This is a genomic window from Halomonas sp. Y3 (assembly GCF_024137965.1).
In the GTDB taxonomy this organism is placed as follows: Bacteria; Pseudomonadota; Gammaproteobacteria; order Pseudomonadales; family Halomonadaceae; genus Halomonas; species Halomonas mongoliensis.
This window is the reverse complement of the sequence record NZ_CP099975.1, coordinates 2,725,504-2,751,227: the sequence shown is the minus strand read 5'-3', so window position 1 is coordinate 2,751,227 and position 25,724 is coordinate 2,725,504. Positions and strand designations below refer to the sequence as shown.

Sequence of the window (25,724 nt, the reverse complement as noted above, 5' to 3'; positions counted from 1 at the left end):
AAGGGGTCAGCGGCGAGGCAGGGTGAGGCGCATATTGCGGTGCAGAATACCGGCGTCGAGAAACTCGGGGCCGTAGGCCTCGAAGCCCAGGCGGGCATAGAAGTCGAGGGCGTGGGTCTGGGCGGCCAGTTCCACGGCCGGGTGGCCGAGGCGGCGTGCGGTTTCGATGCTGGCACGCATCAGGGCCGCGCCGACTCCGGTGCCCCTGGCCTCGGCGAGTACCGCCACCCGGCCGATATGGGCGTCGGGGAGCAGGCGGGCGGTGCCCACCGCCCGCCCGTCGAGCAGGGCCAGAAAGTGGCGGCACTCGGGGTCGCGGCCGTCCCACTCCTCCTCGAGGGGGACGCGCTGCTCCTCGAGGAAGACGACACGGCGAATCTCGGAGGCCTCGGGTCCCAGCTCTGCCCAGCTCCCCTCGCGAATCTCGAGGTTGGCGTCCAGTGATTTTCCAGGCATCTCGGCCTCCTGGTTGAGGGTATCGCGCAGCAGAGCGGCGCTCCTACCCCTCGAACTCATCCGCCCAGGCCAGGCTGCCGGCATCCAGAAGAGCGGCCAGCAGCTCGGGAGCGCCGGGCAGGGCGAGCGCTTCGGCGTCCAGCGGGGCCTCGGAGGCCAGTAGCCGCGCCAGCGGCAGGGCGCACTCGGCGCCGTCGCCGTCGGCGAAGAGGGTGGCGTCTTGCTCATCCAGGGCCCGCCAGGCGAAGCGGGAGCCGGGGCTTCGGATCAGCTCGGCGTCCTCCTGTAGTCTGGCAACAAGCGCCTCCGGCGCGGTGGGCGTCTCGTTGGGCACCAGCTGGTCCACGTACTTGGGCTGTGTCATCACCCGGCCGAACCACTGGGCGAGGCGGGCCGGGTCGTCCAGGGTCCCGAGGATGAAGCGGCGCATGCGCGCCACGGCCTCGTCATCGAGCTCGGCGGGGTCGCCGGGAGCCGCCATGCCGGCGTCGGAGTAGCGCAGCGATGCCGGCAGCTGCTCGCCCAGGTAGTCGGCGAAGGAGGTGATCGCCTCGTCGGCGGAGGGGGCGCGGAAGCCCACCGAGAGGGTCAGGCAGTCGTCGGACTGGCTGACGCCGTGGTGGGCCCAACCCGGTGGCAGGTAGAGCATGTCGCCCGGTTCCAGCACCCAGTCATTGCCGGCCTCCACCTCGAAGCGCTCGAGGATGCGCAGGTCGATGCCGGCGATGATGGGGGCGTCGTCGGGCACCAGGCCGCCCAGCTGCCAGCGGCGCCGGCCCATGCCCTGGAGCAGGAAGACATCGTACTGGTCGACGTGGGGGCCGACGCTGCCGCCCGGGGGGGCGTAGCTGATCATGATGTCGTCGAGCCGCCAGCGGGGCAGGAAGTCGAAGGCCTCGAGCAGTTCGGCCACCTCGGGCACGTAGTGGTCCACCGCCTGTACCAGCAGGGTCCAGTCGCGCTCGGGCAGGGTGCCGAACACCGTCTCGTCGAAGGGACCATGGCGTACCTGCCAGGGGCCGCCCTCGCCATGCTCCTCCACCAGGCGCGCCTCGACCCCCTCCTCGCAGGCCAGGCCCGCCAGCTCGTCGGGGGTCAGCGGGCACTCGAAGCCGGAGAAGGCGCCGCGGATCAGCAGCGGCCGGCGCTGCCAGTGGTCGCGCAGGAAGTCGGCGGCGCTCAGGCCTCCCAGCATGGGCAGCGGGGCATCGGATGACATGATCAGAGCCTCTTCGCCTGCTCGACGGCGTTGCCGATATAGGTGCCCGGCGTCAGCGCCTTGAGCTCGGCCTTGACCGCCTCGGGCAGCGCCAGGGTGTCGATGAAGGCGGCGAAGCCGGCCTGGTCGATGCGCTTGCCGCGGGTCAGCTCCTTGAGCTTCTCGTAGGGCTTCTCGATGCCGTAGCGGCGCATCACGGTCTGGATCGGCTCGGCGAGCACCTCCCAGCTGGCGTCCAGGTCCTCGGCCAGGCGCGTCGGATTGGCCTCGAGCTTGGCGATCCCCTTGAGGGAGGCCTGGTAGGCGATCAGGCCGTAGGCCATGCCCACGCCCAGGTTGCGCAGCACCGTGGAGTCGGTGAGGTCGCGCTGCCAGCGGGAGATCGGCAGCTTCTGGGCCAGGTGGCCGAGTACCGCGTTGGCGAGCCCCAGGTTGCCTTCGGAGTTCTCGAAGTCGATGGGGTTGACCTTGTGGGGCATGGTCGAGGAGCCGATCTCGCCGGCCACGGTCTTCTGCTTGAAGTAGCCCAGCGAGATATAGCCCCAGACGTCGCGATCAAAGTCGATCAGGATGGTGTTGAAGCGGCAGACCGCATCGAAGAGCTCGGCGATGTAGTCATGGGGCTCGATCTGGGTGGTGTAGGGGTTGAACGTCAGGCCCAGGCCCTCGACGAAGGTGCGGGCGTTGGCTTCCCAGTCCACCTCGGGGTAGGTGGCCAGGTGGGCATTGTAGTTGCCCACGGCGCCGTTGATCTTGCCCAGGATCTCGACGTTCTCGATCTGCCTGAGCTGACGGCGCAGACGGTAGGCGACGTTGGCCATCTCCTTGCCGAGGGTCGTGGGGCTCGCCGTCTGACCGTGGGTGCGCGACAGCATCGGCAGCTCGGCGTGCTCCTGAGCCAGGCGAGCGATCTCGTCGGCGACCTTCTGCATGCTGGGCAGCAGCGCCTTGAGGCCGTCGCTGAGCATCACCCCGTGAGAGAGGTTGTTGATGTCCTCGCTGGTGCAGGCGAAGTGCACGAACTCGGTGATGGCGTGGAGCTCGGGCTGGCCTTCGATCTGCTCCTTGATGAAGTACTCCACCGCCTTGACGTCGTGGTTGGTGGTGCGCTCGATCTCCTTGATGCGCTGGGCGTCTTCCAGGGAGAAGTTGCGGATCATCGCCTCCAGGAAGGCGGTGGCCTCGGCGGAGAGCGGCGGCACCTCGGTGACGCCGGTCAGCTCGGCCAGGCGCTGCAGCCAGCGGATCTCGACGATGACGCGGGCGCGTATCAGGCCGAACTCGCTGAAGTGCTCGCGCAGGGCGGCGGCCTTGTCGCCGTAGCGGCCGTCGACGGGGGAAAGGGCGGTCAGGGCGGAGAGAGGCAGGGCTTGCATGGTCGGTTTCCGGGTCGATAAGAGCGGTGAAGAAAAGGGCAGGGCGCGGATCAGGCCAGCTGATCCAGGGCCTTCTTGAGGGCGCCGCGCTGGAAGATCAGCTTCCAGCGCCGGCCGCCCTGCTGATGCCAGAGCAGGGCGAAGCGGATGCCGCCGAGCAGGCAGGCGCGCACCCGCTCCGGCATCATGCGGCTCTGCAGCAGCGAGGGGTCGCCCTGCACGATGATGCGGGTCTTGAGGGTGGAGAGCGTCTCCTGGTAGGCCTCGCCGAGGCTGGCGATGACGTTCTCGTGGGTCTCGCCGAAGTGCTCGGCCTGGCCCTGGATGCGCACCAGCCGGCCGCCGAGGTCGCCCAGCATGGCGTCATTCTTGCGCACCTGGTTCATCAGCAGCAGCAGGGTGAAGCCGTAGCGCAGCACCACGGGGTTGGCCTGCTTGCGCCCCACCACGGCCTCGAGCACCTCCAGTCCCCGGCGCAGGTTGTTGGGGTGGCCACCGTAGATCGCCTCGAAGCTCTCGGGGTTGGTGTCCAGGGTGGCGCGGATCAGGGTATCCCAGGCGCGTGGGTCCACCTGGCCGGTGCGGGCCAGCTCGTCGACCAGGCTGGCGGCCTGGAAGACGCCGGCCAGGGCCAGGGCCTGGCGGGTAGTGGGGTCGTCGGGCACGCGATGGATCGGTGTCGAGGCGGTCATGAGGTGCGCTCCTCGCGGTTCCAGGTGTCGCGGATCACGCCGCCACCCAGGCAGATATCGCCGTCGTAGAGCACCAGGGACTGGCCGGGCGTCACGGCGCGCTGGGGATCATCGAAGACGACCTCGACGCCGCCGTCGGGGCGGGTGCTCATGCGGCAGGGCACATCGCTCTGGCGGTAGCGGGTCTTGGCGGTGAGGCGCCCCTCGGCGGCGGGTGCCTCCCCGGCGACCCACTCCATCGGCTCGGTGGCCAGGCTGTCGGTATAGAGCAGCGGATGGTGCTTGCCCTGGACGGCGATCAGCACGTTGCGCTCGAGATCCTTGCCGGCCACGTACCAGGGGGCCTCGGGGTGGTTGGCCAGCCCGCCGATGCCGAGCCCCTGGCGCTGGCCGAGGGTGTAGTACATCAGGCCCATGTGCTCGCCGATCGCCTCGCCCTCCGGGGTCTCGATCACGCCGGGCTGGGCCGGCAGGTACTGCTGCAGGAAGTCGCGGAAGCGCCGCTCGCCGATGAAGCAGATCCCCGTGGAGTCCTTCTTGCGGGCGGTCACCAGGTCGTGGCGCTCGGCGATGGCGCGTACCTCGGGTTTTTCCAGCTCGCCCACCGGGAAGAGGGTGCGGGCGATGGCGGCCTCGGGCACGGCGTGGAGGAAGTAGCTCTGGTCCTTGTTGGGGTCGATGCCCTTGAGCAGGCGCGGCCGCAACTGGCCGTCAGTGCTGCCACGCACCAGTCCTTGACGAACATAGTGGCCGGTCGCGATCTTCTCGGCGCCGAGCATCTCGGCGTATTCGAGGAACACCTTGAACTTGATCTCGCGGTTGCACAGGATGTCGGGGTTGGGCGTGCGTCCGGCCTTGTACTCGGCGAGGAAGTGTTCGAACACGTTGTCCCAGTACTCGGCGGCAAAATTGGCCGTATGCAGCTTGATGCCGAGTTTCTCGCACACGGCCTGGGCGTCCGCCAGGTCGGCCTTGGCGGTGCAGTACTCGGTGCCGTCGTCCTCGTCCCAGTTCTTCATGAACAGGCCTTCGACCTGGTAGCCCTGCTCGAGCAGCAGCAGGGCGGAGACGGAGGAGTCGACGCCGCCGGACATGCCGACGATCACCTTGCCTGAGGTGGCGGTCATGGGCGCTCTCGGGTTGAGTGGGTCGCAAATGGGCGTGGATTATACCCCATGTCGAGGTACCGCTTCACCCTGATAAGGACATGAGCGGCTCACCCCAAGGCAATTGACCGGTCGGCCAGTTAGCGCTATCTTCGACGCATGAATCGAAAAACCCAGACCCGCGATCCCGAACTGACCCGCGCCCGCATTCTCGACGCTGCGGAAGAGCTGTTCGTCGAACAGGGCTTCTCCGCCGTCAAGCTCAGCGAGCTGGCGCGTGCGGCCGAAGTCACCAAGAGCCTCATCCATCACCATTTCGGCAGCAAGGAGCAGCTATGGGAGGCGGTCAAGAACCGTGCCTTCGAGCGCTACTTCCAGGCCCAGATGGCAATGTTCGAGGAGGCCGGTGAGCCGGACGCACTGCTGCTGCGACGCTCGGTCGAGGCCTACTTCCACTTCCTGCGCGACAACCCCGGCGTGGTGAGGCTGTTTGCCTGGACCCATCTGGAAGGGGACAACCATTGCAGCGACCTCGACAACCAACTGGTCGGGGCGGGGGCCGAGTGGATACGCCAGACCCAGCGGCGTGGCCTGCTGCGATCCGATGTCAACCCCACTCATGTCATCGCCGTCTTCGTGATGACCTGCACCCAGTGGTTCGAAGCCAAGTGCCACCATCAGCACTGGCCGGACATGGGCTCCGACGAGGCGTTCCTGGAGGATTTCATGAAGATTTTCATGGAGGGCGTAACGCCGCGGAAGTGAGCGTTTTTTTACGTAAATTACTGACCGGCCGGCCAGTTCATGGGGTTTATTCAATACAGTCGAAGGGAGGGAGGACAATGGGGTGGGGGGGACGAGCAGGCCTTGCGGCTGCGCTGATGCTGACGGCGGTGCTGCTGGCGGGCTGCGATGCGGCACCGGCCCAGGTCGAGCGTATCGAGGAACCGCTGCCCAGCGTGCGCAGCGACGTCGTACGGATGGAGCCGGATGAGGCGAGATACCGCTTTCCCGGCGTGGTGCGAGCCAGTGAGCGTGCCGCCCCGGCCTTTCTGCATGGCGGCGTGCTGCGCGAGCGCCACGTGGTGCGCGGCCAGCGGGTCGAGCAGGGCGAGGCGCTGGCCGCGCTGCACAACCCGGCCATGGCACCGGCGTTTGCCGCGGCCGAGGCGCGTGTGCGTGAGCTGGATGCCAGCCTGAGCCGGCTGGGGCGCGACGTGGAGCGTGCCCGCACCCTGCGCGAGCGTAACCTGAGTGCAGAAGAGGAGCTGGACCGGTTGCGCTCGGAGCGTGAAGCCCTTGTCCAGGCTCGCGAGCAGGCGCTGGCACAGCGCGACGAGACCCAGGCGCAGCTTGAGGAGTTGACGCTGCGCGCACCTTTTGCCGCCGAAGTCTCCGACCTCGATGTCGAACCCGGCGACTTCGTTCCGGCCGGTCAACCGGTCCTGCGCCTGGCCGGGCTGTCTGCACGTGAGGTGGAGATCCGGGTGCCGGCCCATCTTGCCGCACGACTGGAGCGCGGGCAGGCAGCGAGCGTTGCGCCGACGTTCGGCACCCAGCACATCAGCGGGGAGGTTGTGCATATCGGGCGCGCGGGAGACAGCATGGCGCCGGTCATCATCGTCATTCCCACCGATAGCGCCCCGGCGCTGGGCGAGCCGGTTCGGGTCCAATTGGAAATCGCCGCGCAACCGGTCATGCGGGTACCGCTGGCGGCGGTGGTCGACCCCGCCGCCAGCGCGCCCTACGTGCTGGTATTGAACGCTGACGACACGGTTAGGCGCGCTCCGGTGATGCCGGGGCGCCTGGCCGGCGGCTGGGTGTCGGTGAGCGGCGAGGGACTGGTGCCGGGCGAACGAGTGGTGACGGCAGGGCAGGGGCGCCTTGAAGAGGGCATACGGGTGAGGATATTGCCATGAGCTGGATGCTCGCCTCGCTGCGCTACAAGCGCCTGATACTGACCGTCACGCTGCTGCTGGCACTGCTCGGGATAGCGGCCTGGGTGGCCATGGACCGTCAGGAGGATCCGTTCTTCCCGTATCGTTTCGGCCAGGTGCTGGTGCCCTACCCCGGGGCGGAGCCGGAGCAGGTCGAGCGGCTGGTGCTCAACCCGCTGGAGGAGGAGCTGGCCCAGGTCGAGCAGGTCAACGACATCATCGGCATTGCGCGTCTCGGCGTGGCCCACGTCACCATCGAGATGCACGAGCACGTTTACGACACCGATGCCGCCTGGGAGCAGGTGCGCATTGCCGTGAACCGGGCCATGCGGCAGTTCCCCGACGGCGTGGGCGAGGCGGAGATCAGCGACCGCGATTCCGATACCCACGGCATCGTGCTGGCGGTGACCGGCTCGGACGATCTACTAGAGCTGCGCGAGGCGGCCAAGCGCCTGCGCCGCGACCTGTTCCGGCTCAAGGGGGCTTCTCGCATCGACCTGCTTGCCGACCCTGGCCAGCAGGTGGTGGTGGCCTGGGACGATACGCTGGCCGAGATGATCGGTCTCGACGCTCGGGCGCTCGGGGATCAGCTCGCCGTACGCAACCTGACCTCTCCCGGTGGCACGCTGGCGATGGCGGGGCGCTCTCTGGTGCTCGACCCGCTCACCGAGTTCGGTTCGCTGGAGGAACTCGCGGGCACCCCGATTCATACCCGACAGGGCGACCTGGTACCACTCGGCGAACTCACCGATGTTAGCCTGGCACCCCAGGAGCCCGCCACCGCTCGCATGTGGCACGACGGACGCCCGGCGGTGGCGCTGGGAGTGGTGCTCGCCAACGACTGGGGCAACGCCGTTCGCTTCGGCAAACAGCTGCGTGCGCTGGTGGATGAGCTGCGTCCCGCCTACGCCCCGCTCGCCATCGAGGAGACCTTCTATCAGCCGCACTGGGTCGAGCGACGTCTGGCGGAGCTGGGCTTCTCGCTGCTGCTGGGGGTCGCCATTCTCGGCCTGCTGCTGTTCCTGGCTATGGGGCTGCGGCTGGGGCTCGCGGTGATGGTGATCGTGCCGCTGGTGACCTTTTCCGCCCTGGCCCTGTACGCCATGGGCGGCGGCGTGCTGCACCAGATCGCCGTGGCCGGCATGGTGATCGCATTGGGCATGCTGGTGGACAACGCCATCGTGATGGTCGAGAACATCCAGTACCACCGCGACCAGGGGCGTTCGGCCATGCAGGCCGTGACCCGTTCGGTGAGGGAGCTGGCGACGCCCCTTCTAGCGGCCACCGGCACCACACTGGCGGCTTTCGTGCCGCTGCTGCTTTCTGGCGGCAACACCGCCGACTTCACCCGTGCCATACCCATCATGGTGATGCTGACCCTGGCGGTGAGCTACGTCTATGCCGTGTTCGTCACCCCGGTGTTCGCCGCCAGCATTCTCAAGCCACGGCTGGCGGCACGTCGCGAGCGGCTGGCCGCCATTGGCCAGCGTATCGGCCGGTTCGCCGTGGGCTGGCCACTGGCGGTGCTGGCGGGGGCGGGCGTTCTGCTGGCGGCGGCTATCGCCATGCTGCCGTTGCTTGATCACGACTTCTTCCCCGACACCGACCGCAACCAGCTCGTTGTCGACCTGAATTTCCCCGAGGGCACCCATCTCGACTACACCGCCTATCAGGCCGAGGTGCTGGCCGCTGAGCTGGCTGCGCGTCCGGCGGTGCAAGCGGTGCATCGTTTCGCCGGCTTCAGCGGTCCGCGCTTCTACTACAACCTGGTCGAGCAGCCGCGCCAGTCGCACCTTGCCCGGCTGGTGGTGGAGGCCGAAAGTGCCGATGACCTGCCTGCGCTGATGAGCTGGGTGGGAGCCGTGGCGCCGGAGTGGCTGCCGGAGGCCGAGGTGGTGGCGCGCCGGCTGGGGCAGGGGCCGCCGCTGGAAGCGCCGGTGGAGATTCGCGTGTTCGCGGAGGACCGCGCTGCGCTGGCTGACGCTGCTGGTGTGATTCTCAGCGTGGTGCGGCAGGCCGAGGGTGCCCGGGATGCGCGCCATCGTCTGGGCGAGGGGCTGGCCACTCTGCAGGTCGAGACCGACGATGCCCGCGCCGCTGAATACGGCCTCTCGCGACACGACGTGGCCATGGCCCTGGCCGGTGCCAGCCGCGGCATCGAGGTCAGCGCCTGGCGTGCCGGGCGCGACCCGGCCCCGCTGCTGGTGCGTGCGCGGGAGGGCGAGCGTTTCCCACTCGAGGGGCTCGAAGGGCTGCGCCTGACAGCTGCCGACGGACGTTCGCTGCCGCTGGGCGAGATCGCCACCCTGACGCCTGCCTGGCGGCCGGCGGTGATCCAGCATCGCGGCCTGCAGCGCATGACGGCGGTGCTGGCGGAGGTGGCGGATGGCTGGACTTACGATGGTGTGCTGGGCGAGATCCTGCCGCGCCTGGAGGCGCTCGAGCTGCCGCCCGGGGTCCGCTACAGCGTCGGTGGCGCGGCGGAATCCGCCGGCGATGCCAACACCGCGCTGTTCCAGACCCTGCCGTTTGGCGGCCTGCTGCTGGTGGTCTTTCTGCTTGCCCAGTTCAACTCTTTCCGCCAGCTGCTCATCGTGCTGGTCACGGTGCCGCTGGCGATCATCGGCGTGGTGCCGGGGCTGTGGTTGACCGGTCAGCCCTTTGGGTTCACCGCCATGCTCGGCGTGGTGGCGCTGGTCGGGATCGTGGTCAACAACGCCATCGTGCTGATCGACCTGATGAATGCCAATCGGCGCCAGGGCGAGTCGGTCGGCGAGGCCGTGGTCTCGGCGGTTGCCCGCCGCACGCGGCCGGTACTGCTCACAACCGCCACCACTGTGGCCGGCCTTATACCGCTGACGTTGACCCAGTCGACGCTGTGGCCGCCGATGGCCTGGGCGATCATCTCCGGGTTGATCGCCTCCACGCTGCTGACGCTGCTGGTGATCCCGGCGCTGTATCGGCTGCTGATCAAGCAATAGAAGTAGGTGGCACCCAACGTCGAAGGAAGGGTTCGTTTTGGGCCTGCTGCCGGGGAAAGGACACGAAGCAGAGCAAGCAAAGGGGCATAGTAATGAGCAGAGTCTTGACGACACGCCTGCAACGGGGGGTTGTTGGCGCCCTATCTGCATTGATGCCGGCATACTTCGGCAAGATTGGGGCGCGGGCGTTCCTGTGTCCGTGCCCGAACGGCAGCAGGCGACACTGGGCCAGCGCTTTTTCCGGGTTCGAGTGCCGGCATACCGAAGTTCAAGGATACCGCGTTCCCGTATGGACTTCCGGCACGGGACCGCTGGTATTGCTGGTGCATGGTTGGGAGCGGGATCACTTCGCCATGGGCGGGTTTGTGCAGCCGCTGCTGGAGGCGGGCTATGCAGTTGCTGCTCTCGATTTGCCGGCCCACGGCGAGGCCGAGGGACGCAAGGCGCCGCTACCCTTGCTGGCCCAGGCCATTGCCGAGGCTGCGTTGCTGACGGGCCAGCCTCGGGCGGTCATTGCCCATTCGGTGGGAGCTGCCATGACCGTACTGGCCATGGAGGACCATGGCATGCTGCCAGGCAGCGTCGTACTGATTGCCTCACCGCGTACTGCCAAGGATTACGCCATGGCTCAAGCCAGCCAGCAGGGCCTGAGCCGCCGAGCCCAAGAGGTCATGGTCGCGCGTATCAACACGAGCCTGGGCGAGCCCCTAGATCGCTATCGGGTCGACAAGGCCCTGGCGAGCCTGGCGCCCCCGACCCTGCTGGTACACGCCGAGGATGATGCCATCGTGCCGGTGACAGATGCCCGGGCCAACCAGCGTGCCTCCTCGGCCCAGGCCATCTGGCTGGACTCAGGCGGTCACAACCGCATTCTCGGCGATAGCCGGATGATCAGTCAGGTGATCGACTGGGTAAAAGCGCGCACGAAGCCGTTCGACTCCTCGGCGTAATGTTCGGCTCGTTACGGGTATCCCGATATCGACCACCTAACGGGAGGTGGACCGCACGGGTATTGCCGTGCCATGCCTCAGCGCTCGTGGATGACGTCCATGGGGTAGAAGCGCCCCGCCAGGGCGTCGCGGACGCGGCGCAGCACCAGGGGGCTTCTCAGGCGACCGGCGCGTTCCAGGGCCTCGATCTCCTCCAGGGTCAGCCAGTGCACGGCGCGGATCGCCGGGTCGAGCTCGCCACCCCGGTGGGCCAGCGCCATGCCGAAGAAGGCGTGGCTGTGGAAGGTGAAGCCGTCGGGGGTCTCGAGCACATAGATGCCCAGGTAGTCGGTGAGGCCGACCTGCCAGGCGGTCTCCTCGGCCACCTCGCGGCGGGCGCCATCCACGATCCGTTCGCCGGGTTCCAGGTGGCCGGCGGGCTGGTTGAAGAGGGTGCAGGGGCCGCCGTGGTCCTCCTCCACCATCAGGAAGGCCCCGGCGCGCTCGATCACGCTGGCCACGGTGGCATAGGGGTGCCAGCGGCTCATGGCTTGCCTCCTCGCTGGGTCGTCGGTCGTTTCCCGGAGGTCCTGCCGCGACCCTTGGCCCGCTGAGGGGCGGCGTGCCGCTGGGGGGCGTGGAGGGTCTCGCGGCGCCACTCCCCCGGGGCCAGGCCGTCGAGCCGCCAGGGGCCGATGGCCACGCGCACCAGGCGCAGGGTGGGGTGGCCGACGTGGGCGGTCATGCGCCTGACCTGGCGGTTGCGCCCCTCGCTGATGGTCAGCTCCAGCCAGCTGGTGATCGGGTGGCGTTTCGGGTCCAGGGGTGGGTCGCGCTCGGGCAGGCCGCTCTCGGCGAGGCGCCGCACCCGGGCCGGCTTCGTCATGCCGTCCCCGAGTTCGACCCCCTCGCGCAGCGCCTGCAGGGCGCCGTCGCCGGGGACCCCCTCCACCTGGACCCGGTAGACCTTGGGCTGCTTGTGGCGGGGGTGGCTGATGCGGTGGATCAGCTCGCCGTCGTCACAGAGCAGCAGCAGCCCTTCGGAGTCGTGGTCGAGGCGGCCGGCGGGGTAGATGCCGGGCACGTCGATGACGTCGGCCAGGGTGGCGCGACGCTCGCCGTCATCGCCTGCCCGGTCGGTGAACTGGGATAGCATGCGGTAGGGCTTGTGCAGCAAATAGAGTGTGCTCATGGCGGCAAGCTTACCGGCAAGCGGCCCGGGATGGCAGGGGGAGGGAGCGGCGTGTCAGCCTTATTGCTCATGCGCCGAGGCGGGGTGGCTGATATAATGCGCCCGCTCGCCGGGAGCGCCCTCGTCGTTCCGGGGCCTGCCGAGACTCCGCCAGCGGGTCGATGCCCAGCGCATCCCCGTCAGATCACAACAGTGGGTGGAGCACGCCGGGACCCCCCGTTGCAGACATCGTGAGCGCGCGCTACCGATCCAGTTTCATGCCACCGCAGTGACCAGAGAGATCAACGCCAACATGTCAAAAACGCCGAAGATTATCTACACGCTCACCGACGAAGCGCCGGCCCTGGCCACCTACTCCCTGCTGCCCATCATCGATGCCTATACCGACTCCGCCGGGGTCATCGTTGAAACCCGCGATATCTCCCTGGCAGGGCGCATCCTCTCCCAGTTTCCCGAGTACCTGAGCGACGAGCAGCAGCTCGGCGACCACCTGGCCGAGCTGGGTGAGCTGGCCAAGACCCCCGAAGCCAATATCATCAAGCTGCCCAACATCAGCGCCTCCGTGCCCCAGCTCAAGGCGGCCATTCGCGAGCTCCAGGCCCAGGGCTACAAGCTGCCCAACTACCCCGACGAGCCCACTACCGCCATGGAGCGCGAGGCCAAGGCGCGCTACGACCGCGTCAAGGGCAGCGCCGTGAACCCGGTGCTGCGCGAGGGCAACAGCGATCGCCGTGCCCCCAAGTCGGTCAAGAACTACGCCCGCAAGTACCCGCACCGCATGGGTGAGTGGAGCGCCGACTCCCAGTCCCACGTGGCCTGCATGAGCGAGGGTGACTTCTACGGCAGCGAGAAGTCTGCGACCCTGCCCGCTGAGGGGGCGGTGAAGATCGAGCTGGTGGGCAAGGACGGCACCGCCACCGTGCTCAAGGAGAAGACCTCGGTGCTGGCCGGCGAGGTGATCGACGGCGCCGTGATGAGCCACAAGGCGCTCTCCGCCTTCATCGCCGAGCAGGTGGCCGACGCCAAGGAGAAGGACGTCCTCTTCTCCCTGCACCTCAAGGCCACCATGATGAAGGTCTCCGACCCCATCATGTTCGGCATCGTGGTGGAGGAGTTCTACCGTGACGTGCTCGAGAAGCACGCCGACGACCTGGCCAGGGTCGGCTTCGACTCCAGCAACGGTATCGGCGACCTCTACGCCACCATCACCCAGCTTCCGGCCGAGAAGCAGGAGGCGATCAAGGCCGATATCGAGGCGCTCTACGCCGAGCGTCCGCGCCTGGCCATGGTCAACTCCCACAAGGGCATCACCAACCTGCACGTGCCCAGCGACGTCATCATCGACGCCTCCATGCCGGCGATGATCCGTGACTCCGGCAAGATGTGGGGGGCCGACGATGCCCTGCACGACACCAAGGCGGTGATCCCGGACCGCTGCTACGCCACCATCTATCAGGCGGTGATCGAGGACTGCAAGGCCAACGGTGCCTTCGATCCGACCACCATGGGCAGCGTGCCCAATGTCGGCCTGATGGCCCAGAAGGCCGAGGAGTACGGCTCCCACGACAAGACCTTCCAGATCCCGGCCGACGGCACCGTGCGCGTCACCAACGACGCCGGCGAGGTGCTCTTCGAGCACGCCGTAGAGAAGGGCGACATCTGGCGCATGTGCCAGACCAAGGACGCGCCGATCAAGGACTGGGTCAAGCTCGCCGTAGCCCGCGCCAGGGACAGCGAGACGCCGGCGATCTTCTGGCTCGACGCCGAGCGCGCCCATGACGCCCAGCTGATCAAGAAGGTCGAGGCCTACCTCGCCGAGCACGATACCAGCGGCCTGGATATCCGCATCATGGCCCCGGTTGACGCCATGAAGTTCTCCCTGGAGCGCATCCGCCGCGGCGAGGATACCATCTCCGTCACCGGCAACGTGCTGCGCGACTACCTCACCGACCTCTTCCCGATCATGGAGCTCGGCACCAGCGCCAAGATGCTCTCCATCGTGCCGCTGATGAACGGCGGTGGCCTCTTCGAGACCGGGGCCGGCGGCTCCGCGCCCAAGCACGTCCAGCAGCTGCTGGAGGAGAACCACCTGCGCTGGGACTCCCTGGGCGAGTTCCTGGCCCTGGCGGCCTCCCTGGAGCATCTGGGCAAGACCTTCGACAACGGCCGTGCCTTGGTGCTGGCCAAGGCACTGGACGAGGCCAACGGCAAGTTTCTGGACAGCAACAAGTCGCCGTCCCGCAAGGTGGGCGAGCTGGACAACCGCGGCAGCCACTTCTACCTGGCCATGTACTGGGCCGAGGCCCTGGCCGCCCAGGACGAGGATGCCGAACTCAAGACGCTCTTCACCAAGCTGGCCGCGGAGTTCCAGGCCAAGGAGGGGGTGATCGTCGAGGAGCTCAACGCGGTGCAGGGGCAGGCCGTCGATATCAAGGGCTACTACAACCCGGATCGCGAGCTGACCGAGTCGGTGATGCGTCCGAGCGCCACCCTCAACGCCGCCCTGGCTCTGGTTTCCAAGGGCTGAGCTGCCAAGGGCTGAGAGCTGAGTAGACCCTGCCGGCACGCCAGTGCCGCGGCCCCTGCCCGGAGACGGGCGGGGGCCTTTGCGTTGATGGTCGCCCGGCGTTGAGATTCATGATGAACCCTGCCGGCCCGCTGGCGTCCAATCGAACGGATTCGCCTGATGGGCCGGCCCGTCAAACGAGTAGTAATCTGCTATGTGGCAACGAGACGAGTGGTGCGGCATGACTCGCCCCCCCGGCACCGAAGAGGAGGGGGACCTGGCGGTGCAGAGCGTCGAGCCTGAGCTCGCGCGCCCGCCGATGTACAAGGTGGTGTTGCACAATGATGACTTCACCCCCATGGAGTTCGTGGTGGAGGTGCTCCAGACCTTCTTCCACCTGGACAGCGAGACCGCGGTGCAGGTAATGCTGACGGTGCATACGCAGGGCAAGGCGACCTGCGGCATCTTTACCCGCGATATTGCGGAAACCAAAAGCCATCAGGTCAATCAATACGCTAGAGAGTGTCAGCATCCGCTGCTCTCGGACATCGAGGCGGCGGACTGACTCCCCCGGACATGGTCGCGACGGGCGAGCACCGCCTGCCGTTGGCAACAAGGCTTGCAACGGCGACGTTTGTGCCCGATGTTGATGATGCCGGATGACGAAAGATCCGACGCAAAGCCCTGGGCGGCAAGAAGGGGACTGCCATGCTGAGCAAAGAACTTGAACTGACCCTGAACACGGCGTTCACCGTGGCGCGCTCCAAGCGGCACGAGTTCATGACCGTGGAGCACCTGCTGCTGGCTCTGCTTGATAACGCCTCGGCGGCGGATGTGTTGCGCGCCTGCGGGGCCAACCTCGACAAGCTGCGCTCCGACCTGCAGGATTTCATCAATTCCACCACCCCGCTGATTCCCGAGGATCAGGCCGACCGCGAGACCCAGCCGACCCTGGGCTTCCAGCGCGTGCTGCAGCGTGCGGTCTTCCACGTGCAATCCTCCGGCAAGAGCGAGGTGACCGGCGCCAACGTGCTGGTGGCGATCTTCTCCGAGCAGGAGAGCCAGGCGGTCTACTTCCTGAAACAGCAGAACGTAGCGCGAGTCGACGCCGTCAACTACATTGCCCACGGCATTTCCAAGGTGGCCGGGCACGGCCAGAACCCCTCGGCGTCCCCATCGGATGCCGAAGAGGGTGAGGAAGCCGGCAGCGAGAACGGCACCAATCCACTTACCGGCTATGCCACCAACCTCAACGAGCAGGCCCGCATCGGCAAGATCGATCCGCTGATCGGCCGCGAGCACGAGCTCGAGCGGGTGGTGCAGATCCTGGCCCGGCGTCGCAAGAACAACCCGCTGCTGGTGGGCGAGGCCGGCGTGGGCAAGACCGCCATCGCCGAGGGTCTGGCCAAGCGCATCGTCGAGGAGGATGTGCCCGAGGTGATTGCCGATGCGGTGGTCTACTCCCTGGACATGGGCGCCCTGCTGGCCGGCACCAAGTACCGTGGTGACTTCGAGAAGCGCCTCAAGGGGCTCCTGGCGGAGCTGCGCAAGCAGCCCAACGCCATCCTCTTCATCGACGAGATCCACACCGTGATCGGCGCCGGCGCCGCCTCGGGCGGGGTGATGGATGCCTCCAACCTGCTCAAGCCGCTGCTCTCCTCCGGCGAGCTGCGCTGCATCGGCTCCACCACCTTCCAGGAGTATCGCGGCATCTTCGAGAAGGACCGCGCTCTGGCCCGTCGCTTCCAGAAGGTGGATGTGCCGGCTCCCTCGGTGGAGGACACCATTCGCATCCTCAAGGGGCTGCGCTCGCGCTTCGAGGAGCACCATCGGCTCAAGTACACCGATGCGGCACTCGAGAGCGCGGCACGGCTGGCGGACCGCTACATCAGCGATCGCCACCTGCCCGACAAGGCCATCGACGTGATCGACGAGGCCGGTGCCCACCAGCGGCTGCTGCCGCCCGAGGTGCGAATCGACACCATCGATACCGCCCAGGTCGAGGCGGTGGTGGCCTCCATCGCGCGGATCCCGCCGAAGAGCGTCTCCAGCTCCGACCGCAAGCTGCTCGAGAACCTCGATCGCGACCTCAAGATGCTGGTGTTCGGCCAGGACGAGGCGATCGACAGCCTCTCCGCGGCGATCAAGCTCTCCCGGGCCGGCCTCAAGTCGCCGGACAAGCCGGTGGGCAGCTTCCTGTTTGCCGGCCCCACCGGGGTGGGCAAGACCGAGGTGGCCCGCCAGCTCTCGAAGATCATGGGCATCGAGCTGGTGCGCTTCGACATGTCCGAGTACATGGAGCGCCACACGGTGTCGCGGCTGATCGGCGCGCCGCCTGGCTACGTGGGCTACGACCAGGGCGGCCTGCTCACCGAGGCGATCACCAAGCATCCGCACTGCGTGCTGCTGCTCGACGAGATCGAGAAGGCCCACCCCGAGGTCTTCAACCTGCTGCTGCAGGTGATGGACCACGGCCGCCTGACCGACAACAACGGCCGGGAGGCGGACTTCCGTCACGTGATCCTGATCATGACCTCCAACGCCGGGGTCGAGCAGGCCACGCGTCGCTCCATCGGCTTCCAGACCCAGGACCACTCCACCGATGCCATGGAGGTGATCCGCAAGACCTTCTCGCCGGAGTTCCGCAACCGCCTGGATGGCATCATTCAGTTCCACGCCCTGCCCGTCGCGGTGGTGCGCAGCGTGGTGGACAAGTTCCTGGTGGAGCTGCAGGCGCAGCTGGACGAGAAGCGGGTGCAGCTGGATGTGGACCTGGCCGCGCGGGACTGGCTCGCCGAGAAGGGTTACGACCCGGATATGGGGGCCCGCCCCATGGCGCGCCTGATTCAGGAGAAGCTCAAGAAGCCGCTGGCCGAGATGATCCTCTTCGGCGAGCTGTCGGAGCACGGCGGCGTGGTTCATGTCAGCGTGGAGGAGGGCGAGCTGCACCTCTCCACGGAGGCGGAGCTGGCCGATGCGCCCTGAACCGGGCTGATACCCAGGCACGACACAGCGCCCTGTCTACGGACGGGGCGTTGTTGTCATTTCATGGCGTCATGGCAAGGCTGAGCTTGCCGGGCTCGACCGCGGCTCAGCGGGAGCGGTAGACGATACGACCCTTGGTCAGGTCGTAGGGGGTCAGTTCGACCTTGACCTTGTCGCCGGTGAGGATGCGGATGTAGTTCTTGCGCATCTTTCCGGAGATGTGGGCGGTCACCACGTGGCCGTTTTCCAGTTCGACGCGGAAGGTGGTGTTGGGAAGGGTATCGACGATGACGCCTTCCATTTCGATATGGTCTTCACGTGCCATATAGGCGGTTCCTCGCTGATGGATGAGACAGGGACAGTATGGTCGCCCTTGAAGAATAGCGCGATATTGTGCCGCATGCCGGGCGGCAAGGCAAAGAAAGGCGACGAACGGCGTCGTTCAGGGTGCGATCAGGCGCCGCCAGTGGCGGCCGTCGAGCATCTCCAGGGGCTGGAAGGCCTGTTTGTAGGCCATCTTGCGGCATTCGCGGATCCAGTAGCCCAGATAGAGGTGGGGCAGGCCTCGGCGATGTGCCTGGGCCACCAGAGTGAGGACCGCGAAGGTGCCGAGCGAGCGTCGCTCGAGCGCCGGGGCCGGATCGAAGAAGGTGTATATCGCCGAGAGGCCGTGCTCTAGCTGGTCGAAGGCGGTCACGGCCACCAGGCGGCCGTCGAGGCGGAACTCCAGCAGCCGTGCATACTCCTGGTCGAGGGTCAGGAAGGTGCGGTACTGCTCATGGCTCGGCGGATACATGTCGCCGTCGGCGTGGCGCGTGCGGATATAGTGGGCATAGAGCGCATAGTGCTCGGGGTCGTAGATGGCCGGCCTCAGGTGCAGGCTGAGGTCGGCGTTGCGTTTCGCCAGGCGCCGCTGGCTCCTGCTTGGCGTGAAGTCCGCTACCGGAATGCGCACCGAGATGCAGGCGCTGCACCCCTCGCAGTGGGGGCGGTAGAGGTGGCGGCCGCTGCGCCGGAAGCCGAGCAGCGCCAGGGTGTCATAGACCCCCTGGCCGGGCGACTCCTGGGGGTCGAGGAAGAGCGTCGTGGCCTCGCGCCCCGGCAGGTAGCTGCAGGCGTGGGGGACGGTGAGAAAGAAGCGCAGGTCCCTGACGGGCTGGCGCGGGGCGTTGCTGCTCACGGCATGTCTCTCCGGCTCCGGTCACTGGGGCCCTTCGCCAAGCTCGCCCAGGGCGGTGAAGGACCAGCAGGCAGGGGTGAAGCATACGTCGTCCGGCTCCACCGGCGGCGGCTTGCCCAGCCACTCCTCAAGATAGCCGATGAACTCGGCGCGGGCGATATCCCGAGCGCCGAGGCTTGCCAGGTGCGGCGTATGCATCTGGCAGTCGATCAGCCGGCCGCCTGCCGCCGCCATAGCCCGGGCCAGGTGCACCAGCGCCACCTTGGAGGCGTCGGGCACTCGGGTAAACATCGACTCGCCGAAGAAGACCGGGCCCAGGGCCACGCCGTAGAGGCCGCCGGCCAGCCGGTCTTCGTGCCACACCTCCACCGAGTGGGCCGCGCCCAGGGCGTGCAGGCGTCCGTAGGCTTCACGCATCTCATCGGTGATCCAGGTGCCGGGCTGCCCCTGGCGGGGTGCGGCGCAGGCGCTCATCACGGCGTCGAAGGCACGGTCGGCGGTCACCGTGAAGCCGCCATGGCGCAGCCGCTTGGCGAGGCTGCGGCGCACCTTGAGCGCCCCGGGGAAGAGCACCATGCGCGGGTCCGGGCTCCACCAGAGGATCGGCTGATCGTCGCTGTACCAGGGGAAGATGCCGCGGCGATAGGCGGCAAGCAGCCAGCCCGGGCTCAGGGCGCCGCCGGCGGCTAGCAGGCCATCCGGGTCGCGCAGGGCCGCGGCCACGTGAGGAAAGCGAATCGGGTGCTCGGGGAGCCAGGGCAGCATCGGCGGGCGTCCTTGGAATCGTGGGCCCAGTGTGCCGCCCGCTGCGCCCCGGCTCAAGAGAGCAACGCCCCTACTGTGATGGGGGAGCCGGGCTCGGTATGATTGGCGCCAATCAACCGGAAGACGCCAGCGGTGGCGCAAGGGGGATGAGCACTTGAGTGTCGACAAGAAGTCCTCGCCGCGTCGGGTGAACGCGGCCCAGGCCAGGGAGAAGGCCAGGCGCTTCGGCCTCAGGCTGCAGGGCTCCGCGCGGGAAGGGGTGGCCATCGTGCTGCTGGCCGCCTGCGTGTTCCTGCTCTTGGCCCTGTTCAGCTTCGAGCCCGGGGACCCCGGCTGGTCGCGCAGCGGCCCCGAGACCCGCATCGACAACTGGATGGGGCCGGTGGGCGCCTGGCTCTCCGACGTGCTCTATTCCCTGTTTGGCGCCAGCGCCCTCTGGTGGCCGGGTATGCTGGGCTTCGCCGCCTGGCGGCTGCTGCGGGCCAGGCAAGGGGTGCACCTGGAGTGGGATGCCACCGCCCTGGCGGTGCGCGGTGGTGGCCTGATGCTGCTGCTGCTGGGCACCACCACCCTGGGGGCACTGCACTTCTATCAGCCGCCAGCGGAGACGGTGCTGCCCTACTCGTCGGGAGGCATCCTGGGTGAAGGCCTGGTGGGCGCCCTGGTGCCCCTGGTGGGCACCGGGGGCACCGGCCTGCTGGCCACGGTGGCGCTGCTCTGCGGTCTGCCCCTCTTTACCGGCCTCTCCTGGCTATCGGTGATGGACGAGATCGGCCTTCGCGCCGTGCGGCTGTGGGGCTGGCTCGCCGAGCGTTTCGCCTTTACCCGCTCGCCGCCCGCCGAGCCCGAGCTCTCCGGCGTGGAGGCCGAGGAGGAGCGGGGCGAGGCGGCGCCCGAGGACTCGGGGGTGGCCCCGAACGAGGAGGGCGTCGGCGCGTCGGCGCGCTGGTGGCAGCGCCTGCTGCCCGGCCGCCGGCCACGTGCCTCGCAGTCGGATGCCGCCGCCGTTGCACGGCGCGAGCCAGGCCTCGGCGGTGACGGCGATACCGAGATTCCCTGGGACCTGCCCGAGACCACGCCCTCTGCCAAGCAGTCCGGGGCCTCCTACGTGGAGCAGTCGGCCACGACGGCGGAGCGTACCGGTGCCGCCATGGCGGTAGCCGGTGGGTTGGCGGCCGCCTCTGCTCGGGTCGCCGCCGAGTCACCGGATGCCGGGGCGCCTGCTGCCGAGCCGACCGCTTCCAAGCCGCCGGTTCCCGAGCCGGCCGCAGAGCCGCGGGTGGCGGAGCGCGTGCCCGACCCCGTGCTGCCGGATGATGATGAGCCCCTGACCGCCTGGAGCGGCGAGGCGCTGCGGGCCAGCCGTGACGAGGCCGCGCCGGCGCCGGTGGAGGTGGAGGTGGAGGAGCCCGCTGCGCCCGCGGCGGCGCCCGAGCCTGCGGCGATGCCCGAGGCCGCCGACAGCGGCCGTCGTTCCGCGACCGAGCCCCCCCCGCGGCCCGTCGAGCGCCGGGAGCCCGGGCTGGGCGCCGCCCCGGAGGACGAATGGGACGGCACCGGCGATGAGGAGCCACGCCTCTCCTGGGATGAGCCGGCGGTGGCCGAGGAGTCCGATGGTGAGCGCCGTACTCCCGCCATGCCGCCCTCCCGTCCGCCCGAGCCTCGTACGGCGGTGCTGCAGCCGCCGGAGCCCGAGGAGGCCCCGGAGGACGCCGGGCCGTCACAGGATGAGCGGGAGGACTCCGCCGAGGAGCCCGCCGCTGCGCGGCTGGCCACCGCCGAGCAGGGGCGGGAGGCCGCCGACGAGCCGGGCATGCGTCTCTGGACCGTGGAGCATCTGCAGAACCAGCGGCCGGTGCTGGACGACATGCCGGAGCCCGAGGGCGACCTGCCCAGCCTGCGCCTGCTGACGCCGCCGGAGCCCCAGCAGCAGAACTACAGCGCCGAGCAGCTGGCCGAGATGGCCGAGCTTCTCGAGGTGCGCCTGCGCGAATACGGCGTCAAGGCGGAGGTGGTCGATACCTGGCCGGGACCGGTGATCACCCGCTTCGAGATCAAGCCGGCCGCCGGGGTAAAGGTCTCCAAGATCAGCAACCTGGCCAAGGATCTGGCGCGCTCGCTGATGGTCAAGAGCGTGCGGGTGGTGGAGGTGATCCCCGGCCGTCCCACGGTGGGCATCGAGATCCCCAACCCGCACCGGGCCATGATCCGGCTGCGCGAGGTGATTGACTCCGACCGCTACCAGCAGCCCGACTCCGCCCTGACCCTGGCCCTGGGCCAGGACATCGGCGGCGGCCCGGTGGTGGCCAACCTGGGCAAGATGCCCCACCTGCTGGTGGCCGGCACCACCGGCTCGGGCAAGTCGGTGGGCGTCAACGCCATGTTGATCTCCATGCTGCTCAAGGCGACCCCCCGGGAGCTGCGCCTGATCATGGTCGACCCCAAGATGCTGGAGCTCTCGGTTTATGACGGCATCCCGCACCTGCTGGCGCCGGTGGTCACCGACATGAAGGAGGCCGCCAACGCCCTGCGCTGGTGCGTGGCCGAGATGGAGCGGCGCTACAAGCTGATGGCCGCCATGGGGGTGCGCAATATCGCCGGCTTCAACGCCAAGCTCGACGAGGCGGAGGAGGCCGGCGCCCAGGTGGCCGACCCCCTCTGGGAGCCGCAGCCCTGGGAGATGCACCAGGCGCCGCCGGTGCTGGAGAAGCTGCCCTATATCGTGGTGGTGGTCGACGAGTTCGCCGACATGTTCATGATCGTCGGCAAGAAGGTGGAGGAGCTGATCGCCCGTCTGGCCCAGAAGGCCCGGGCCGCCGGCATCCACCTGATACTCGCCACCCAGCGCCCCTCGGTGGACGTGGTCACCGGCCTGATCAAGGCCAATATCCCCACGCGCATGGCCTTTCAGGTCTCCTCGCGGATCGACTCGCGCACCATCCTCGACCAGGGCGGTGCCGAGAACCTGCTGGGCCACGGCGACATGCTCTATCTGCCGGCGGGCTCCGGCCTGCCGACCCGGGTACACGGCGCCTTCGTCGACGATGATGAGGTCCACCGGGTGGTGGAGGACTGGAAGCGTCGCGGCGAACCCGAGTATATCGAGGAGATTCTCTCCGGCGGGGTCTCCGCCGAGGCGCTGGCGGGCCTCGAGGCCGAGGGCGCAGGCGACGGCGACGATGCCGAGCAGGACGCCCTCTACGACGAGGCGGTGCAGTTCGTCATCGACTCTCGCCGGGCCTCGATCTCGGCGGTGCAGCGTCGCTTCAAGATCGGCTACAACCGGGCGGCGCGCCTGGTGGAAGCCATGGAGATGGCCGGGGTCGTCTCCACCATGGGCACCAACGGCTCCCGTGAGGTGCTGGCGCCGCGGGCGGGGGGCGACTAGCGGGGAGGCCCGCCCAGGCGTCTCCAGGGGGAGACGCCTGCATTCAACCATGCAACCAGCATGAAAGCGCCGGCGAGCCCGCAACCCGCCGGCGCTTTCGCAGTCCGAAGGACAGGATTCCACAGGGAACCGTCCAGGGAGAGAGAGACATGACAGTGAAGAAGAGCCTTGCCGCCATCGCCTTGCTTGTTGTAGCGCCCATCGCCATGCCGCTGGCAGCGCTGGCCAGCGACGGGGCAGAGCGCCTCAACCGCCTGCTGGAGCCGCTTCAGACCTACGAGGCGCGCTTCGATCAGCAGATCCTCGACGCCAGCGGCGAGCGCCTTCAGGAGGCCCGCGGCCAGATGTGGCTCTCGCGTCCCGGCAAGTTCCGCTGGGAGGTGGAGGCCCCCTACCTGCAGGAGGTGATCTCCGACGGCGAGGAGGTGATGCTCCATGACCCGGACCTCGAGCAGGCGACCATCCAGGTGCTCGACCAGCGGGTGACCCACACCCCGGCCCTGCTGCTCTCCGGCAGCGCCAGCGACCTGACCGACAGCTACGAGGTCTCCCGTCAGCAGCAGGGCAGCGCCGAGACCTTCACCCTGCTGCCCAGGGACCCGGATACGCTCTTCGAGGAGCTGAAGATGACCTTCCGCAGCGGCGCGCTGAGCACCCTGCAGATGACCGACAGCACCGGCCAGCGTACCGCCATCGAGTTTCGCGACGTGCAGATGAACCACGCCATCGACGAGAGCCGCTTCGTCTTCGAGATCCCCGAAGGGACCGATGTGATTCGCGATACCCAGTGACCGGGCTACGTCCGGAGCTGTAAGCCATAAGCTTTAAGCTGAAAGAAAAACCGCCCCCTACGGTCTTGCCACGGGGGCGATTCGTGTCCGGCTGTTGACGGCTTACGGCTTACGGCTTACGGCTTACGGCTTACGGCTTACGGCTTACGGCTCGCTGCCGCCGTCCGCCTCGGCATCGAGCTGCTCCCGCCAGGCCATCAGCTGGCCGTAGCGCCTCTCCTGGCCCTGCTCCGTCGGCCGGTAGAGGCGCTCTCGGGGCACGTCCTCGGGCCAGCAGTCGTGGGCGCTGCCGGCGGGGTAGCCGTGGGGTTCGCTGTGGGCGTAGCGGTAGCCCCGGCCGTGGCCCAGGCTCTCCATCAGTTTCGTCGGGGCGTTGCGCAGGTAGCCGGGCACCTCGAGCCGGGGCTGGCCGGCCGCCAGGGCCTGGGCTCGCTTCCAGGCCTGGTCGATGGCGTTGCTCTTGGGGGCCACCGCCAGGTGGATGGCGGCATGGGCGATGGCGCGCTGCCCCTCGTAGTCACCCAGACGCAGGAAGGCGTCCCAGGCGGCCATTACCAGGGGCAGGGCGCGGGGGTCGGCATTGCCCACGTCCTCGGAGGCGATGGCGGCCAGGCGTCGGACCACGTCCAGGGGGTCGCCACCGCCCTGCACGAAACGGGCGATGTAGAGCAGGGCCGCGTCGGGGCGCGAGGAGCGCACCGACTTGTGGATCGCCGAGAGCAGGTCGTAGTAGTGGTCGCCCTGCTTGTCGAAGGCGCTGGCCTGGTGGCCCAGCACGTCTGCCAGCGCTTCCCGATGCAGTACCTCGCCGCCCTTGGCGTCGGGTTCGGCAAAGTCGCAGGCGCTCTCCAGGAGCCCCAGGGCGCGGCGGGCGTCGCCGGCGGCGGCCCGGGCCAGCAGGGCGAGCACCTCGTCATCGACTCGCAGGCGGCGCGTCCCGAGGCCCCGGGCGTCATCGCTCAGGGCACGCCTGAGCACTTCCATCAGCTCCGCCTCCTCCAGCGACTTGAGCACGTGGACCCGGGCCCGGGAGAGCAGCGCCGAGTTGACCTCGAAGGAGGGGTTCTCGGTGGTGGCGCCGATCAGGGTCAGCAGGCCCGACTCCACGTGAGGCAGCAGGGCGTCCTGCTGGCTCTTGTTGAGGCGATGGATCTCGTCGAGGAAGAGCAGCGTCGCCTGGCCGTGGGCCTGGCGGGCCCTGGCCCGCTCCACCGCGGCGCGGATCTCCTTGACGCCGGCCATCACCGCGGAGAGCTGCTCCAGCTCGGCGCCGGACTCGGCGGCCAGGATCTCGGCCAGAGTGGTCTTGCCGGTGCCGGGTGGTCCCCACAGGATCATGGAGCGCACCACGCCGGTCTCCACCATGCGCGCCAGGGGTTTGCCGGGCCCCACCAGCGCCCGCTGTCCCACGTAGTCGGCCAGTCGCCGCGGCCGCATGCGCCAGGCCAGGGGTGCGCCGGGCTCGTGCTCATCGGCAAAGAGGTCCATGGCAAGCTCCTTTCGTTGACCTATGGCAGCGGCAGGTTCTCGGCCCGGCTGCTAGAGTGGGGGTGACTCATCGCTGGCCAGGCAGTCGATGAACCCCATCCCGGATGGCGCATCCAATGGTGAGTGTGCCTTTGCTCTGTCTCACATCCACAGATGTCACTACACAGGAGGGCCCGACATGCCCGTGCTGACCCAACTGCGTCTGGATCATGCCAACATGGCGCGCATGTTGCACGTTCTGCAGCTGAAGCATAAGACCCTCGCCGGCGGCGAGCGGCCCAACTTTCAGCTGGTGCGCGAGGTGGTCGACTACATCCTCGACTACATGGAGGGCTTTACGCTGCCTCTCGAGCGGCTGTTCAGCGAACGCCTGGCGGAAGTGGACCCCGACAGCCGCAAGGTCACCGAGCGCCTGGCGGCGGACTACCAGGCGCTGAAGGCCCAACTGGGCCGTCTCTCCAACGATATCGACATGATCCTGATGGATGCGGTGATTCCCATGGATCGCTTCGCCGATGACCTCAAGGCCTACCTGGATGCCCATCGTGCCTACCTGCGCAACGAGCAGGCGCTGCTCTTCCCGCTGATCCGCCAGCACTTCAACGAAGCGGACATGGACCGCCTTGCCGAAGCCCTGCCCGAGGGGGCGGCGGCCGAGCTCGAGCGCCTCCAGGAGGTCTATCCCGAACTCTACGCGGAGCTTCGCGAGGCCCCCGAGCCCGCCTGACTCGGG

At 68.2% G+C, this 25,724-nt stretch carries 21 protein-coding genes; 10 read left to right on the top strand and 11 right to left on the bottom strand.

Features of this window, described 5'->3' with window-relative positions:
* Positions 1–6: 6 nt before the first annotated feature.
* From NHL60_RS13080 to mnmA, 5 genes are read right to left on the bottom strand one after another with little or no spacing between them, the layout of a single operon-like run.
* The gene (locus tag NHL60_RS13080; protein WP_253444058.1) at positions 7–456 is read right to left on the bottom strand and encodes a GNAT family N-acetyltransferase; all 450 of its coding nucleotides are present in this window, start codon (positions 454–456) and stop codon (positions 7–9) included.
* A 43-nt stretch (positions 457–499) separates the two neighbouring features.
* Positions 500–1,675: a cupin domain-containing protein gene (locus NHL60_RS13075; protein WP_253444055.1), complete on the bottom strand. Its 1,176-nt coding sequence runs from the start codon at positions 1,673–1,675 to the stop codon at positions 500–502.
* A gap of 2 nt (positions 1,676–1,677) precedes the next feature.
* A complete protein-coding gene (gene purB, locus NHL60_RS13070; RefSeq protein ID WP_253452190.1) occupies positions 1,678–3,042 on the bottom strand; it encodes an adenylosuccinate lyase in 1,365 nt (454 codons plus the stop codon).
* A gap of 59 nt (positions 3,043–3,101) precedes the next feature.
* Complete coding sequence (gene hflD / locus NHL60_RS13065) at positions 3,102–3,743, bottom strand: high frequency lysogenization protein HflD (protein ID WP_253444052.1); 642 nt, start codon at positions 3,741–3,743, stop codon at positions 3,102–3,104.
* On the bottom strand, positions 3,740–4,870 hold the full coding sequence (mnmA, locus tag NHL60_RS13060; protein ID WP_253444049.1) for a tRNA 2-thiouridine(34) synthase MnmA: 1,131 nt from the start codon (positions 4,868–4,870) through the stop codon (positions 3,740–3,742). The genes hflD and mnmA overlap by 4 nt, the downstream gene beginning before the upstream one ends.
* Before the next feature lie 138 nt (positions 4,871–5,008).
* On the opposite strand from mnmA, the gene NHL60_RS13055 reads away from it, so the two are divergent.
* From NHL60_RS13055 to NHL60_RS13040, 4 genes are all read left to right on the top strand, one after another.
* Complete coding sequence (locus tag NHL60_RS13055) at positions 5,009–5,614, top strand: TetR/AcrR family transcriptional regulator (RefSeq protein ID WP_253444046.1); 606 nt, start codon at positions 5,009–5,011, stop codon at positions 5,612–5,614.
* Positions 5,615–5,730: 116 nt separating this feature from the next.
* On the top strand, positions 5,731–6,768 hold the full coding sequence (locus tag NHL60_RS13050; protein WP_253444043.1) for an efflux RND transporter periplasmic adaptor subunit: 1,038 nt from the start codon (positions 5,731–5,733) through the stop codon (positions 6,766–6,768).
* The gene (locus NHL60_RS13045; protein ID WP_253444040.1) at positions 6,765–9,767 is read left to right on the top strand and encodes an efflux RND transporter permease subunit; all 3,003 of its coding nucleotides are present in this window, start codon (positions 6,765–6,767) and stop codon (positions 9,765–9,767) included. Before NHL60_RS13050 ends, NHL60_RS13045 begins: the two co-directional genes overlap by 4 nt.
* Positions 9,768–9,871: 104 nt before the next feature.
* Complete coding sequence (locus tag NHL60_RS13040) at positions 9,872–10,717, top strand: alpha/beta hydrolase (protein ID WP_253444036.1); 846 nt, start codon at positions 9,872–9,874, stop codon at positions 10,715–10,717.
* 77 nt (positions 10,718–10,794) lie between these two features.
* Here the strand turns inward: NHL60_RS13040 and NHL60_RS13035 are convergent, their stop codons facing one another.
* Both NHL60_RS13035 and NHL60_RS13030 read right to left on the bottom strand, forming a co-directional pair.
* Entirely contained in the window at positions 10,795–11,244 is a 450-nt protein-coding gene (locus NHL60_RS13035) for an NUDIX domain-containing protein (RefSeq protein WP_253444033.1), read from the bottom strand.
* Positions 11,241–11,888: a pseudouridine synthase gene (locus NHL60_RS13030; protein ID WP_253444030.1), complete on the bottom strand. Its 648-nt coding sequence runs from the start codon at positions 11,886–11,888 to the stop codon at positions 11,241–11,243. Before NHL60_RS13030 ends, NHL60_RS13035 begins: the two co-directional genes overlap by 4 nt.
* Positions 11,889–12,180: 292 nt before the next feature.
* Here NHL60_RS13030 and NHL60_RS13025 point away from each other — a divergent pair, with 292 nt between their 5' ends.
* From NHL60_RS13025 to clpA, 3 genes are all read left to right on the top strand, one after another.
* Positions 12,181–14,415, top strand: a complete 2,235-nt coding sequence (locus NHL60_RS13025; RefSeq protein ID WP_253444027.1) for an NADP-dependent isocitrate dehydrogenase — start codon at positions 12,181–12,183, stop codon at positions 14,413–14,415.
* 220 nt (positions 14,416–14,635) lie between these two features.
* The gene (gene clpS / locus NHL60_RS13020; protein WP_253444024.1) at positions 14,636–14,959 is read left to right on the top strand and encodes an ATP-dependent Clp protease adapter ClpS; all 324 of its coding nucleotides are present in this window, start codon (positions 14,636–14,638) and stop codon (positions 14,957–14,959) included.
* A gap of 143 nt (positions 14,960–15,102) precedes the next feature.
* Positions 15,103–17,379, top strand: a complete 2,277-nt coding sequence (gene clpA, locus NHL60_RS13015; RefSeq protein ID WP_253444021.1) for an ATP-dependent Clp protease ATP-binding subunit ClpA — start codon at positions 15,103–15,105, stop codon at positions 17,377–17,379.
* A 106-nt stretch (positions 17,380–17,485) separates the two neighbouring features.
* On the opposite strand, the gene infA is transcribed toward clpA, so the two are convergent.
* The 3 genes from infA to aat form a co-directional block, all read right to left on the bottom strand.
* Positions 17,486–17,704, bottom strand: coding sequence for a translation initiation factor IF-1 (gene infA, locus NHL60_RS13010; protein WP_027961652.1), 219 nt, complete (start codon positions 17,702–17,704; stop codon positions 17,486–17,488).
* A gap of 117 nt (positions 17,705–17,821) precedes the next feature.
* Positions 17,822–18,559: an arginyltransferase gene (locus NHL60_RS13005; RefSeq protein WP_253444018.1), complete on the bottom strand. Its 738-nt coding sequence runs from the start codon at positions 18,557–18,559 to the stop codon at positions 17,822–17,824.
* A 21-nt stretch (positions 18,560–18,580) separates the two neighbouring features.
* Positions 18,581–19,324 (bottom strand): leucyl/phenylalanyl-tRNA--protein transferase, encoded by a 744-nt coding sequence (aat, locus tag NHL60_RS13000; RefSeq protein ID WP_253444016.1) that lies wholly within the window; start codon positions 19,322–19,324, stop codon positions 18,581–18,583.
* 154 nt (positions 19,325–19,478) lie between these two features.
* Here aat and NHL60_RS12995 point away from each other — a divergent pair, with 154 nt between their 5' ends.
* Positions 19,479–22,712: a DNA translocase FtsK gene (locus NHL60_RS12995; RefSeq protein WP_253444013.1), complete on the top strand. Its 3,234-nt coding sequence runs from the start codon at positions 19,479–19,481 to the stop codon at positions 22,710–22,712.
* A gap of 149 nt (positions 22,713–22,861) precedes the next feature.
* A complete protein-coding gene (lolA, locus tag NHL60_RS12990) occupies positions 22,862–23,503 on the top strand; it encodes an outer membrane lipoprotein chaperone LolA (RefSeq protein WP_253444010.1) in 642 nt (213 codons plus the stop codon).
* A 144-nt stretch (positions 23,504–23,647) separates the two neighbouring features.
* On the opposite strand, the gene NHL60_RS12985 is transcribed toward lolA, so the two are convergent.
* The gene (locus tag NHL60_RS12985) at positions 23,648–24,991 is read right to left on the bottom strand and encodes a replication-associated recombination protein A (protein ID WP_253444007.1); all 1,344 of its coding nucleotides are present in this window, start codon (positions 24,989–24,991) and stop codon (positions 23,648–23,650) included.
* A 178-nt stretch (positions 24,992–25,169) separates the two neighbouring features.
* On the opposite strand from NHL60_RS12985, the gene NHL60_RS12980 reads away from it, so the two are divergent.
* Positions 25,170–25,718: a hemerythrin domain-containing protein gene (locus tag NHL60_RS12980; RefSeq protein WP_253444005.1), complete on the top strand. Its 549-nt coding sequence runs from the start codon at positions 25,170–25,172 to the stop codon at positions 25,716–25,718.
* Positions 25,719–25,724 lie beyond the last annotated feature (6 nt).